Source organism: Amazonocrinis nigriterrae CENA67, from assembly GCF_016056305.1.
In the GTDB taxonomy this organism is placed as follows: Bacteria; Cyanobacteriota; Cyanobacteriia; order Cyanobacteriales; family Nostocaceae; genus Amazonocrinis; species Amazonocrinis nigriterrae.
The window spans coordinates 51,374-64,300 of sequence record NZ_JAECZC010000030.1 but is presented as its reverse complement, the minus strand read 5'-3'; the positions used below and the strand labels follow the sequence as shown (position 1 = coordinate 64,300).

The window sequence follows — 12,927 nt, the reverse complement described above, 5'->3', positions numbered from 1 at the left end:
GGGTGCGTCTGAGTGGATGTCACCGGAAGTCAAGGAGATACTCAAATCTGCAACTGACTTAGTTGGGTATAAAACATATCTAGATTTAGTTGGTAATCTCGCTGATGGCAAGCGCAGGCATGAGTCAGACAACCGAGAAGAAATAGCACGGGCAACAATGGCGCTGGATTTGGCAACACAAGGGCGATATGTCGTAATTGTTTCTTCTGGCGACCCTGGAATTTATGCAATGGCAGCAGCGGTGTTTGAGGTACTAGACCACCACGCTAAACCAGAATGGGACAGCATTGACATTCATGTTGCACCAGGAATTTCGGCAATGCAAGCCGCTGCTGCTGCTGTTGGCGCACCCTTGGGACATGACTTTTGTGCCATTTCTCTATCTGACATTTTGAAACCTTGGTCAATTATCGAACAACGAATTGCTGCTGCTGCTCAAGCTGATTTTGCGATCGCATTTTATAATCCTGTTTCCAAAGAACGCACTTGGCAACTAACAGCAGCCAGGAATATTTTATTACAGTACAGAACACCTGATACTCCGGTGGTGCTGGCACGGAATCTCGGTAGGCCAGGGCAAACAGTAAAAGTGATTACTCTTGAGGAATTAGCACCAGCCGCCGCCGATATGCGGACAATTATTCTTGTTGGTTCAACCCAGACCCGGACTATTGAGCGGAGTGATGGTACTATTTCAGTCTATACATCCCGTCGATATAGCAAAGTGCTGAGTGCTGAGTGCTGAGTCTTTGCCACAGTCAATGTTTTTTAACGTGAGTTCGACAAGCGCTGTTTTGACCTCTCCCCCGGCCCCTCTCCTACGAGGAGAGGGGAGTAAAACCGTGATTTTTTCGTTTTTCCTCCCTCGCCTTTTAGGCTACCGTGTACACACAAGTCGTATTACCCCCCTTAATCCCACGCCACTTGCTACAAGTCGGCAGAGCCGCCCAACGCAGTGGCTCCCCTTATCAAGGGGGGAAAAATTGAAAATCTAGTTCCCTCACGCCACTTGCTACAAGTCGGCAGAGCCGCCCAACGCAGTGGCTCCCCTTTATAAGGGGAGGGTTAGGGTGGGGTAAAACCCAGATTTCATTTCAAATTTAGACAAAGTGTGTACACCGTAGGCCTTTTAGGAGAGGGAGGCCGGGAGGGAGAGGTTCATCGAACTCACGTTCACTTAGTGGAGTGAAGGAAAATTTGCGTCAGGTAGACTTCTCCTTGCTTGTTAGCGGCAACACCAATCCCAGTTAAGTTGTAATTGCCTTTAATATTGTTCAAATGACCGGGACTTTCCAGCCAACCAATAACTGCTTGGTTTGCAGGATTGCTATATCCCTGATTAAAAGCGAGGTTTTCTGCTGCACTGTTGTAGCCAAGGTGAATAGCTGCGACTCGTTGTTCAAATCCCTTATGACTAAATGGGGCTTTACCCCTAGCCATATTTTGACTATGAATCCTTGCCTGTCGAGTGATATTGGCATTTAGCTTTAACTTCGGCAGTTTATGAGAAACCCGATATCGATTAATTTGCTCAAAAACTGATTTTTCTAAAGCAGTAGTTTGAAAACTAGCAGTAGATGTTGCAACCTGATTTGAAGGAATCGATAACGATTGATTGTCAGTGTTTTGTTTTGTAGAACTATGACTTGGTATAGGAGTAGTCATTAATCCACTAGCAAGGACAAGCGTACTTATAGCTATGCCAAAAGCAGGTTGTCGGAACATGAAGAATTACGCAATGTATATACTTAATTAGACCTATACTCTACCTTCGAGTTCCTAAAATATATAACAGGATACTATTCAAGATTCATAAATTTAGGTCATTTTGGCAAATCTTTGGTCAATCAGTTGTCAGTTGTCATTTTCTTTATCCCCCCATCCCCCCATCTCCCCATCTCCCATTGCATTCCCGGCTAAATACGCTGTTGTCCAAGCGCTTTGGAAGTTAAAACCACCGGTAATGCCGTCAATATCTAAGATTTCTCCGGCAAAGTAAAGACCAGGAACTAATTTACTTTCCATGGTTTTGAAGTTCACCTCTTTCAGGTTGACACCACCACAAGTCACAAATTCTTCTTTAAAAACTCCTTTACCAGTAATTAAATGTTGTCCCTGAGTCAGTTCTTGTACTAGCCGATTTAATGTTTTGTTAGATAGTCCTGCCCAGCGATCTTCCATAGTAATACCTACACGGGTGATAATATATTGCCAAAGGCGATGGGGTAGGTCTACTCCTCGATGTAGTGCGATCGCTTTATTTGGCCATTCGGTCTTCACTGCTAAAATTTTTTGCCGCACCAGTTCATGCTGCAAATCGGGCAGCCAATTGATTGATAATGTAGCTTGATAGCGGTTTTCGTGCAAAAGTCTTGCACCCCAAGCTGAAAGCTTTAGCACAGCTGGGCCACTCAAACCCCAATGGGTGATTAACAATGGCCCGGTTTGTTCTAGTTGGGGCTTTTCTGGAACAGACAACCGCAACCGCACAGGGTTAACGCTAACTCCAGCTAATGCCCTAAGATGTGGGTCTTTAATGTTAAAGGTAAATAGTGAAGGGACAGGCGGTTCTATTTGATGACCAAACTCTTGAGCTATTCTATAACCCACTGGATTGCTACCTGTGGCTAAAAGCAAGCGATCGCACTTTTTAATTTCTCCCGACTTGAGAATAATCTCAAATTCCTTGCTGGGTAGTCGCTTCACCGAAACAACAGGTGTTCCTGTGCAAAGTTCTACTCCAGCGGCTTTAGCCGCCTTCATCAGACAGTTGACAACGGTTTCTGAACTATCTGTAATGGGAAACATCCGCCCATCAGCTTCAGTTTTTAACGGTACTCCGTGGAGAGCAAACCAAGTTACTGTATCTTTAGCTTGAAAGCGGCTAAAAGCACCTCTTAGGGCTTTTCCTCCTCTGGGATAATTTTGTACTAACCCAGATGGTTCAAAGCAAGCATGAGTGACATTGCAGCGTCCTCCGCCAGAAATCCGAACTTTAGCCAGCGGTTGACGGCTAGCTTCGAGTAAAGTAACTTGAGCTTGAGGATTGACTTTCGCACAAGCGATCGCGCCAAAAAATCCCGCAGCCCCACCCCCAATAACTACAATTTTTAACGGCAACAAGTTCAAAAACGTCTCTTCTATAGCAGCTACTTTCTAGGCTAGCCGTTATCTTCACACTTCGGCTGGTTCAAATTGATCTTTTGTTGCGCCGCAAACTGGACATACCCAATCCTCTGGTATTTCTTCAAAGGGTGTTCCTGGCTCTATCCCGCTATCTGGATCACCTACTTCTGGGTCGTATTCATAGCCGCACACGCCACATACATACTTTTCCATATTGCTGACCCCTGGTTAATCGTCTACCTTGCTTTTCTATTACATACTTCTATGACTGCTATGAAAAAGTTGCAATAGATACTTTACAATTTTTAGTGAAAAATTGTAATTTAAGAATATTATCATCTATTTTAAGGCAGAAAGTCTTGCAATCAGGCAAAAGATTTTTCAGAGATTTTCGGCTGGAGTCAAATTAGCTTAATCAAATAAAAATATTACATTTTTCACAATTGATAAAGGGCCTAATGTCAAATATTTTTATAAAGCAAATTAAAAAAATTATCAAAAAAACCGCTTTTTTTGATAAATATTATTATCCAGGATCTTATTTGCATCACATATACACTGCTATTTTTGAATCTCATTTGATAGAAAGAGATAAAAAAGCTTTGCAATTTAATCAAAGTCTGTTAGTTGAGAGTAACCTTGTAGATACCAATAACCTTGTATTTGATATAGGTGCAAATGTTGGTTTGAAAGCAGAGATTTATTCCCAATTAGGGTGTAAAGTTATAGTTGTAGAGCCTGATCCTAGAAATGTAAAGGTCTTAAGAAAAAGATTTAACAAAAATAAACAAGTAACTATAGTTGACAAAGCAGTTAGTAGTAAAGTTAGCGTAGAGAAAATATACACCCATCTAGAAAATCCGGCATTGAGTACTTTCAGTAGCAAATGGAGGACGTTCTTAGCAACCACAAATAATAGAAACTTAGCTCCATTTTCTGCTTCTCCGGAAACTTATGAAATACAGACTACTACCCTTGATTCTCTAATTCATGAGTTTGGTATCCCAATCTACATAAAAATAGATGTTGAAGGATATGAATTAGAAGTATTGAAAGGACTATCTTCCAAAGTAAAACTAGTCAGTTTTGAGTCTAATCTCCCAGAATTCATTGAGGAAACAATAGAGAGTATTTCGTATTTGTTTCAAATAGAAAATAAAGCTTTGTTTAATTATGTTTTAGGTGACACGAAAAATTTTGAATTGGATAGTTGGTTAGACCATAGAGGAATCATTGATTTGATTCAAAGTACTAATTTAAGGTACATGGAGATTTATTGCAAAATGGAATAATCTTATTAGCAAAGCAGCGATTATTTTGAGCTTTATAGTCTCCAGTAAAGTAGGGTAGATGTCCCTGGTCATCCCTGATCATAAAAAATATTTCTATCGGGTGCATATAATCGTTGAACAAAGTATCAAACCGTTGATTCACCCAGGCTAAACGCAAATGTAAAAGGTGATTGAATCCATCCTCACTCCAATGCATTCCCACACCTTTGAAACGTTGTTGAATTAACCATTTACAAACACTTTCAACCATACCGGAGCCAATAGGCAAACCTAGTTTCTTAAAAGTGCGATACTGAATGTGTTTGAAGTGAGTGTTTAAGTAGTCTCGCACTTGGCGCAAAATGGTTTGAGTTGCTGGAGAGGTGTTTTGAGACTTGCTTAACCAATTCAATTCTTGGAAACAGTTGTTCAATTTGGTATTGCGTTAATAGAAAAACTTACACCCTTATAAATCGGAATCGAATTCAAACGTTCCCATTGCTCCCAGGCGAATTGTTAGGAGTTCAACGTCTGTTATGGCTTTGTGCGGCCCCTGGCGAGTGTTGGCAGGGGTAAACCAAAAGGTTCCCGCAGAGGATGTTATTCCTCCAGTTTCCACTACCCCAGCAAGTATGTAAACATACTCATCACATAAATGGATGTGAACTGGAATTGTAGTTCCAGCACTCATTTTCAAACGATGAATTGACCCCTCTGGAACAGGTTCTGCTAATGGTAAAAACTGAGTTCCGGGAAATTGAGTCAAATCAACCCACGGCTGCTCAATTGTGTTGATAAATATTTGCCCAGGCATAAGATATATCCATCATGCAATGATTGAGAGTGAATGAATATTATTCACTCGCTTCACATTACCACAACCGTTCGCTCTATGGAAAAAACAACCAAACCTACACAACCTAGATATGATGTCCTTAGTTTCTCTCCCCCAAAGGCTAGATACGCCCATTTCTATCTTTTAACATCCATAGGAATGGAATCGCTTTCCTAGGATGTTTTTCTCAAGAAAAATCAGATTAAAAACGCCACCAGGTTTTTTGGGCGTAACTGATCAGCCCTGTGGCGATCGCCCCCAGAAAAAGCAACCAAATCACTCCGCCGGGAATAAACGTCAGAATACCAAAGCCCCTAAGTACCCATACGGCTATACCAATGCCAAGTAATACGCCAAAACCTTGGGTTAATATGCGGTTCAAAGAAGATTGTTTCACCTTGTTTCCCTCTTAACAAAAATTTACTTTTTTTTAAAATAAAGTTTCTACCAAATAATTAATAGTACAAAAATACGAACAAGTAATAGCCAGAAATTTTACCTGATACAAAGAATAAATTTCGATAAAATTGACTGCATGTCAATATTTAGGAGTAATACACCTTGCATATGATATGGTGTTTGTGCCATTCTAGCTCTCATAGATAAAATTTTTCATTAAAAAGTCTGCTAGCTTCAGACCTACTTAAGTGTAGATTCTGTAAATTGTTATAGCAAATACATTTTTTCAAGTAAACTTACTGAAATAATCCTAAGTCAATGATTGGTTCCAGATAATTTGTATATTGGACTGGAACTAGAATTTGAGTGGGTTGGACGAAATCCTGTTTTAGGGTTTGTAGTTCCAATTGTAAGAAGGTGGGTAAGTTGAGGAGTAAGAACAAGCAATATGTCTGTGTCTTCTATTTCAGATCCAATTATCATAGGTTCGGATATGGCTTTGAGTCATGACCAGCAAAAATTGCTGATGCAGGGTGAAATTTTGGTGCAAACGCAATCGCATACAGCTTGGGGTGGTGCTGTTACAGCTTGTATGTATTTACCGCTAGTGCGATCGCATGTATGGCAGCAACTAACTGATTACCCTCGTTGGGTACAGTATTTTCCTGATATCACCAAAAGCGAAGTCTTACATAGAGGTGAAGCCAAACGTCTGTATCAAGTTGCACACAAAGCTTTTTTATTTTTCACAGCGCAAGTCGAAATTTACCTCAATGTTGTAGAAGTCCTTGGGCAACAAATTCAATTCCGCATGGAGAAAGGGACTTTTCTCGACTTTAGTGCCAATGTAGAGCTAAAAGATTGTGGCAATGGCACTTTGCTGGCGTATAACGTGCAAGCTACACCTAATATTCCCATACCTTCAATTTTCATTCAACAAGCCATGAACTTTGAATTGCCTACAAATATGCGTAAAATGCGACAAGTTCTGTGTAAGGTTCAATAAAAACAATGACACAGGCACAAACTATTTTGGGATTTTGGTTTGGTCATCCTCAAGAAATAGATTATGGAAAACCAAAGCCTTACTGGTTTAAGAAAACACCAGAATTTGACGAGAAACTCCGAGATTTGTTTCTTGAAGATTACCAAAAAGCAGCAGCAGGATATCTAGACGACTGGATCGATTCACCTGAATCCTGTCTGGCCCTGATTCTGCTGCTAGATCAGTTTCCTAGAAATATGTTTCGTGGTACTCCCGATGCCTTTGCTACTGACTGGGAAGCGCTTTCAGCAGCCCAACACGCCGTAGCACAAAGCTATGACCACCAATTATTGCCTGTGCAACGCTGGTTTATCTACTTGCCCTTTGAACACAGTGAAAACCTAGATCATCAGCGTCAGTGTGTGAAACTATTTCAGCGACTCAGTGACGATCCTGATAGTGCTGGGGTAATTGACTATGCATTTAGTCACATGCAAATCATTGAGCGTTTTGGACGCTTTCCTCATCGCAACAGCATTTTAGGACGTGCTTCAACTCCAGAAGAAAAGGAGTTTTTGCAACAGCCTGGTTCAACGTTTTAGCATAAAACTGATTCAGCAGTAACAAGGTTAACGTAATCACTCCCTTCCCACTCTAGAAATTACCTACATTGAGAATTATTGCTTTGAGGGAGGGAGTGGTTTAACGTAAATGAATCATAAAAATCTGGCATTAAGAGGTTTTCAAGCCTGTTCCTGTTCCCTGCTATACTCAATCCGGCAAAGGTCTTCTGGTAATCGCTGAATTACCCTTTGAAAAACAGATGGATCATCTAACCCTTGAGATAGAATTAATGCCCCCTGAATCATAATCGCCGCATCTTCTCCCCGGTGGTGGGCAAGTTTTTGATTTATCCCCGCTTCGATTAAGACACCAGCGATCGCATCAATCCAGGTGTGTAAAACTGCTTTGACTTGATTATGAAACACATCACGCGCCGAACCAAGCAACAAAATAGCAAATAGACAAGGTTGCTGTCCTCCTTCATAGAGTTCATTGAGGCGATCGCACATACATTGCAACCTGGAGAGCGCATCCCCTTCACTGTGGAGTGTCGGCAAAATATTTTTGGCTAACCACTGTTCAATATAATCCAGCACCGTCTTCACCATCTCATCTTTACCACCAGGGAAATGATGGTAGAGGCTGGCTTTACCCAAGCCCGTTGCTTCAGAAATTTTGGATAAGGTAGCACCATCGTAGCCATATTGCCGAAACAGACGCAAAAGACATGGAATATAAGTTTCTTTAGGCATTTTTTGATTTTTAAAACTGACCTATTGACATTGTACCGTTCGTTCGGTAAAGTATTTCTATACCGAACGAACGGTACAAAGAATGGGGTTTAAGACCCCCACCAAATAGAAAATTTGGTGGCTACCGTTCAGAAGGGGATTCAGACCCCTCCTGAACGGAACCTTCTGCCCTCTGCCTCCAGCATAGCTGCCTTCTTCAAGTGCGATCGCGCTTCTACCATCACTAGAGCGTGAATCACTCCCGACTGACTGTCCCTTCTTTAGCAATTTGTATTCATCCCATCTGGAGGATTAACTCATGATTAAGCTTTATGGTCACGAACTGTCTGGTAATAGCTACAAAGTAAAACTAATGCTGTCTCTGCTGGGTTTAGACTATGAATGGATCAAAGTCGATTTGATGGCAGGAGCGCACAAGCAACCAGACTTCTTAGCATTGAATCCTTTTGGACAAGTACCACTGTTAGTAGATGGCAACACAGTGCTGGCAGATGCTCAAGCAATTCTGGTGTATCTAGCACGGCAGTATGGTAGTCAATCATGGTTGCCGTTAGAGGCAGAAGCAATAAGTCGGGTGGTACGTTGGCTGTCCACAACCGCAGGAGAAGTACGACAGGGGCCAGAATCAGCCCGTTTATACCACTTATTTAAAGCTACTAGCATCAATCTGGAGCGGGCGATTCAAAAATCTGAGTTCATTTTGACCCAATTGAATGACCATTTGGTCAATCAACAATGGCTAGAGTTAGGGCATCCGACAATCGCCGATGTGGCAGTCTTTCCCTACGTTGCCTTGGCTGGCGATGGCAAAATCGACCTTACTCCCTATGCCAACGTGCTGGCTTGGATTGATCGCGTCAAACATCTTCCTGGTTTTGTGGGGATGATTGGCATTGAAGCGCCAGTTGCAGCATAGGAGGACATCATGCCACGTAAATTTGGCGAAATTGCTTTCACTCCAGAAGTCAAAGCAGCACAGGAACAGCGAGGCTCACGGCAGACCTATGAACGTTATATCGCCAATGGTTCTGCTAATGATACCGTCACTCCCAAGATTGCAGAATTTATTGCTCAACTCGAAGGATTTTACCTGGGAACGGTCAGTTCCAATGGCTACCCCTACATTCAATTTCGGGGAGGGCCACCAGGTTTCCTCAAGGTGCTAGATGAAAAAACACTAGGCTTTGCTGATTTTTCAGGTAATGTACAATACATTACCGTTGGCAATCTATCCGGTAATGATAGAGCGTTTCTATTTTTGATGGATTATCGTCATCGCAAACGTATCAAGATTTGGGGTAGAGCCGAATACATTGAAGGCGAATCCAACTTACTTGAGCAACTTCGAGTTCCTGATTATCCCGCGCAAGTGGAACGGGCTATTATATTTCATGTCGAAGCAACAAGCGAGAACTGTCCGCAACACATTCCCATCCGCTATTCCGAAACAGAAGTTGAAGCAATGATGGCTCCTTTAAAAAATCGGATTGTTGAATTAGAACAGCAGTTAAAGCAAAGTGCTGAATGCTGATTGAGGCGACTGTCGTCGGCTTTGCTGACAGCCTTTGCATGTGACGTTGTTGAGTAGAAATCAATTTACCTATTGGCTTTGAGCAATCAGCACTGTCCTAAACTATGCTTTGACTGCTATAAATGAGCAAAATTTTTCTTCAAAGCGGGTGATGGGACTCGAACCCACGACAGTTTGCTTGGGAAGCAAAGATTCTACCACTGAACTACACCCGCGAATAGCTTTTGGTTTAACTAAGACCATCCGGTATTATATCACGACTTGAAAATCCTTAGTGTCTTAATGCCTTAGTGGTAAAAAATCTTAAACTAAAAAAGACACAATCTGACTTTCTTAATTAAGTTCCTCAGCAGAGTGGGGCGATCGCTGTTTACGAAAACCGTAGCGCAATGTATTCAAAATCCAGTTCTGGAAATCATCAAAATAGGTAAATATCACTGGCACAACTATCAATGTCAGCAAAGTAGAAGTTGTGAAACCACCCATGATAGCAATTCCCATCGGTTGACGGACTTCGGAACCTGTACCAATACCCAATGCTAAGGGCAAAGTACCAGCAATTGTTGCTAAAGAAGTCATCATAATTGGGCGCAGACGCGACACACCAGCTTCTATCAGCGCATGACGCTGGGATTTTCCTTCTTGCATGTTGATGATTGTATAGTCCACCAAGAGAATGGAGTTTTTAGTGACAATCCCCAATAACAAGACGATACCAATTAACGCATAAATACCCAAAGGTTTTTGGGCAACCATTAACCCTACCAGTGCGCCGCCTAGACAAAATGGCAACGCCGCCATAATCGACACCGGATGCAAAAAGTTGTTATACAGCAAAACGAGAATTGCATAGATGCACATGACTGCTAGGGCCAGTGCGCCACCAAAGCGAGTGAAAATATCCTGCATAATTTTGGCGCTACCAGAAGGTTGCTGTGCAACTCCAGGCGGTAAGTTTTGCAGTGCAGGTAGGTTGTTAACTGCTTGTACTGCCTCACCCAAAGAAATACCTTGCAAGTTAGCTTCCACTGCAACTTGACGGGCACGATCATAACGGTTGATGGTTGCAGGGCCACTGCCAAAACGAATATCTGCAACTGCTAAAAGAGGTACCAAGCTACCATTTTGGCTGGGAACTTGGAGATTTTTCAGGGTGTTGATATTTGTGCGGGCTTGGGGATCAATTTGGACACGAATGGGAATTTGCCGATCGCTTAAATTAAACTTAGCCAAATTCGCGTCGTTATCGCCAATGGTAGCAAGGGAAGCAGTACGAGCGATCGCACTCACTGTCACACCCAAATCTGCCGCCCGTTGGGGATTGGGAATAACTACTATCTCTGGTTTCACCAAACTTGCAGTAGAAGAAACTTCCACTAATCCAGATATGTCTCGCATTTGCTTTTCTAGGGCATCAGCAGTTTGGTATAATGCCTGGGGGTTTTCACTTCTGAGAACGATTGATAAACCTTTGCGACTATCCCCTGGACTTTGACTTTGGAAACTGATTCTAGCTCCTGGTATTTGCTCAAACAAGGGACGTGTTTCTTCCTGGAACTGTTTTTGGGAAATGCGCCGTTGTGACTTGGGTTTTAGCTGTACGGTGAGGGTAGCAGTATTAATTTCTTCTGTGGCTAATACACTTTCAACCACTGGATTGTTGCGAATTAAATCTGTTGTTTGGGTAGCAACTTTATTTACATCCTCCAAAGTAGAACCAGGAGGTAATTCAATGGCAATCGTGGAAATACCAAAGTCGCCCTCATCGACAAAACCCTTGGGAATCAAAGGCACCAGCATCAGACTGGCAATAAAAAAAGCTAAAGCGATCGCTATTGTTGTCAATCTATGGCGTAATGCTGACAACAGAAGCCATTTATAAGGCTGAAAGCCGCGCTGGCGCTGAACGCCGGATTTCAGATTCAACAGTTTGGCTAATCTCATCTTGGCGTGGCTACTAGGTGTTTGCTGCTTCTGTTTCAGCAAATATGCCCCCATCATCGGTGTAATCATCCGCGCCACCAAAGTGGAAAAAATCGTGGAAACCGCAACCGTCACACCAAAGGGTTGGAAAAACTGCCCTGGAATACCACCCATAAAAGCAACAGGCAAAAACACAGCAATAATCGTTGCTGAAGAAGCCATGACAGCTAATCCCACCTCATCAGAAGACTCAAAAGCAGCTTGCCAAGGTGATTTACCCATAGCCATGTGCCGTTCCATGTTTTCAATTTCCACAACGGCATCATCCACCAAGTTGCCTACTGCCAGTGCTAATGCTAACAAAGTCATGTTGTTGAGGGTGTAACCCAAAGCTTGCTGGACAGCAAACGTCGGAATCATCGACAGCGGTAGGGCAACAGCGGTAATTAATGTTGCACGCCAATCTCGTAGAAACAGTAAAATTACTAAGATTGCCAGCACCGATGCTTGAATTAATTCATCAATGGTGCTGTCATAAGATTGGCGGACAACATCAGCTCTGGTAAAAATTAAATCCAGCCTTACATCTGGCGGTAGAGTTTTTTGCAGTTGTGCGACTGCGGCTTTCACTCCTTCTTCCACTGTCACAGTGACGCTACCAGTACTACGCAACACCTGAAAAGCTACCACAGGCTGATTATTCAAGCGGGCGGCTTGACGCACATCAGCAAATTTATCCTCAACAGTGCCCAAGCTGGATAAAGGTACAGAACCGCCTTGTGGTAGAAGGATTTCGTAGGTTTGCAAAACATTTACACTTTTGGCACTACCAAGAGTACGGATACTTTGTTCACTGCCACCCACTTCAGCACGTCCACCAGGTAAGTTAATATTGAGAGCGCGGATTTGGTCGTTGACCTGGGTGGCAGTAATACCAAGAGACTGTAAGCGATCTGGATGAAGATTAATCCGAATTTCCCGGTCTACCCCACCCACACGCTTAATTTGTGCTACACCCTTGACTGCTAACAAGGCACGGCTAATGGTTTGGTCTACAAGGTTGCTTAATTCTTCTACAGAACGCTGATCAGATTTCACAGCATAGGTGATGATTGGGCCGCCAGCAAAATCTAGGCGTTGGACAATGGGATCATTAATGTCTTGGGGCAGACTTTGACGAATTTGGGCGATCGCATTTCGCACATCATTGGTAGCGCGATCGCTATTTGTACCCAAAACAAAATTAATCGTTGTCCTGGAACTGCCATCGCTGACAGTGGAAATCATGTTATCAATATTACCCAACCCAGCAACAGCATCTTCAATTTTTTTCGTCATCTGGGATTCAAGTTCCGCCGGGCCTGCCCCTGGTTGCGTGACTGTCACCGAAACTGCTGGTACATCAATATTGGGATTAGTATCAATCCCTAAAGATATAAAAGAGAACCAACCCACCACCGTCAAAATTAAAAATAAAAGTATCGTGGGAACAGGTTTTTTAATTGACCAAGCCGAGATGTTGAATGACATTTAGATTTAGA

13 protein-coding genes, 1 tRNA gene and 1 pseudogene are annotated in these 12,927 nt (G+C 42.6%); 6 read left to right on the top strand and 9 right to left on the bottom strand.

Features of this window, described 5'->3' with window-relative positions; all coding sequences use genetic code 11:
* Nucleotides 1-745 (top strand): precorrin-3B C(17)-methyltransferase (gene cobJ, locus I8748_RS17070; protein WP_198125764.1); only part of this gene is annotated, 745 nt, incomplete at its 5' end.
* Between the two features lie 428 nt (nt 746-1,173).
* On the opposite strand, the gene I8748_RS17065 is transcribed toward cobJ, so the two are convergent.
* The 3 genes from I8748_RS17065 to rd form a co-directional block, all read right to left on the bottom strand.
* Nucleotides 1,174-1,725 (bottom strand): CAP domain-containing protein, encoded by a 552-nt coding sequence (locus I8748_RS17065; RefSeq protein WP_198125763.1) that lies wholly within the window; start codon nt 1,723-1,725, stop codon nt 1,174-1,176.
* Between the two features lie 129 nt (nt 1,726-1,854).
* A complete protein-coding gene (locus tag I8748_RS17060) occupies nt 1,855-3,123 on the bottom strand; it encodes a BaiN/RdsA family NAD(P)/FAD-dependent oxidoreductase (protein WP_198125774.1) in 1,269 nt (422 codons plus the stop codon).
* Between the two features lie 51 nt (nt 3,124-3,174).
* Entirely contained in the window at nt 3,175-3,339 is a 165-nt protein-coding gene (gene rd / locus I8748_RS17055) for a rubredoxin (RefSeq protein ID WP_198125762.1), read from the bottom strand.
* 245 nt (nt 3,340-3,584) lie between these two features.
* On the opposite strand from rd, the gene I8748_RS17050 reads away from it, so the two are divergent.
* A complete protein-coding gene (locus I8748_RS17050; protein WP_198125761.1) occupies nt 3,585-4,418 on the top strand; it encodes an FkbM family methyltransferase in 834 nt (277 codons plus the stop codon).
* 106 nt (nt 4,419-4,524) lie between these two features.
* On the opposite strand, the pseudogene I8748_RS35145 reads toward I8748_RS17050, so the two are convergent.
* The 3 genes and pseudogenes from I8748_RS35145 to I8748_RS17035 form a co-directional block, all read right to left on the bottom strand.
* Nucleotides 4,525-4,812: pseudogene (locus I8748_RS35145) on the bottom strand (ISKra4-like element ISLesp2 family transposase); the annotation flags it as partial.
* A 51-nt stretch (nt 4,813-4,863) separates the two neighbouring features.
* Entirely contained in the window at nt 4,864-5,211 is a 348-nt protein-coding gene (locus I8748_RS17040; RefSeq protein WP_198125759.1) for a cupin domain-containing protein, read from the bottom strand.
* A gap of 223 nt (nt 5,212-5,434) precedes the next feature.
* Nucleotides 5,435-5,629 (bottom strand): hypothetical protein, encoded by a 195-nt coding sequence (locus tag I8748_RS17035; protein ID WP_096551276.1) that lies wholly within the window; start codon nt 5,627-5,629, stop codon nt 5,435-5,437.
* Nucleotides 5,630-6,079: 450 nt separating this feature from the next.
* Here I8748_RS17035 and I8748_RS17030 point away from each other — a divergent pair, with 450 nt between their 5' ends.
* Both I8748_RS17030 and I8748_RS17025 read left to right on the top strand, forming a co-directional pair.
* Nucleotides 6,080-6,637 carry an SRPBCC family protein gene (locus I8748_RS17030; RefSeq protein ID WP_198125758.1) on the top strand — a complete coding sequence of 186 codons (558 nt, stop codon included), beginning with the start codon at nt 6,080-6,082 and terminating at the stop codon, nt 6,635-6,637.
* Nucleotides 6,638-6,642: 5 nt separating this feature from the next.
* Complete coding sequence (locus tag I8748_RS17025) at nt 6,643-7,218, top strand: DUF924 family protein (RefSeq protein ID WP_198125757.1); 576 nt, start codon at nt 6,643-6,645, stop codon at nt 7,216-7,218.
* Nucleotides 7,219-7,359: 141 nt separating this feature from the next.
* On the opposite strand, the gene I8748_RS17020 is transcribed toward I8748_RS17025, so the two are convergent.
* Nucleotides 7,360-7,932: a TetR/AcrR family transcriptional regulator gene (locus I8748_RS17020; protein ID WP_198125756.1), complete on the bottom strand. Its 573-nt coding sequence runs from the start codon at nt 7,930-7,932 to the stop codon at nt 7,360-7,362.
* A 298-nt stretch (nt 7,933-8,230) separates the two neighbouring features.
* On the opposite strand from I8748_RS17020, the gene I8748_RS17015 reads away from it, so the two are divergent.
* The gene (locus tag I8748_RS17015; RefSeq protein ID WP_198125755.1) at nt 8,231-8,848 is read left to right on the top strand and encodes a glutathione S-transferase family protein; all 618 of its coding nucleotides are present in this window, start codon (nt 8,231-8,233) and stop codon (nt 8,846-8,848) included.
* A 9-nt stretch (nt 8,849-8,857) separates the two neighbouring features.
* Nucleotides 8,858-9,463, top strand: coding sequence for a pyridoxamine 5'-phosphate oxidase family protein (locus I8748_RS17010; protein WP_198125754.1), 606 nt, complete (start codon nt 8,858-8,860; stop codon nt 9,461-9,463).
* A 143-nt stretch (nt 9,464-9,606) separates the two neighbouring features.
* Here I8748_RS17010 and I8748_RS17005 read toward each other — a convergent pair.
* A tRNA-Gly gene (locus I8748_RS17005) sits at nt 9,607-9,678 on the bottom strand.
* Between the two features lie 118 nt (nt 9,679-9,796).
* Nucleotides 9,797-12,916: an efflux RND transporter permease subunit gene (locus I8748_RS17000; protein ID WP_198125753.1), complete on the bottom strand. Its 3,120-nt coding sequence runs from the start codon at nt 12,914-12,916 to the stop codon at nt 9,797-9,799.
* Nucleotides 12,917-12,927 lie beyond the last annotated feature (11 nt).

Bases quoted from the DNA above. Each gene is read 5' to 3' on its own strand.
- I8748_RS17065 (WP_198125763.1), bottom strand. From the start codon at position 1,725: ATGTTCCGACAACCTGCTTTTGGCATAGCTATAAGTACGCTTGTCCTT.
- rd (WP_198125762.1), bottom strand. From the start codon at position 3,339: ATGGAAAAGTATGTATGTGGCGTGTGCGGCTATGAATACGACCCAGAA.
- I8748_RS17050 (WP_198125761.1), top strand. From the start codon at position 3,585: ATGTCAAATATTTTTATAAAGCAAATTAAAAAAATTATCAAAAAAACC.
- I8748_RS17040 (WP_198125759.1), bottom strand. From the start codon at position 5,211: ATGCCTGGGCAAATATTTATCAACACAATTGAGCAGCCGTGGGTTGAT.
- I8748_RS17030 (WP_198125758.1), top strand. From the start codon at position 6,080: ATGTCTGTGTCTTCTATTTCAGATCCAATTATCATAGGTTCGGATATG.
- I8748_RS17025 (WP_198125757.1), top strand. From the start codon at position 6,643: ATGACACAGGCACAAACTATTTTGGGATTTTGGTTTGGTCATCCTCAA.
- I8748_RS17020 (WP_198125756.1), bottom strand. From the start codon at position 7,932: ATGCCTAAAGAAACTTATATTCCATGTCTTTTGCGTCTGTTTCGGCAA.
- I8748_RS17015 (WP_198125755.1), top strand. From the start codon at position 8,231: ATGATTAAGCTTTATGGTCACGAACTGTCTGGTAATAGCTACAAAGTA.
- I8748_RS17010 (WP_198125754.1), top strand. From the start codon at position 8,858: ATGCCACGTAAATTTGGCGAAATTGCTTTCACTCCAGAAGTCAAAGCA.
- I8748_RS17000 (WP_198125753.1), bottom strand. From the start codon at position 12,916: ATGTCATTCAACATCTCGGCTTGGTCAATTAAAAAACCTGTTCCCACG.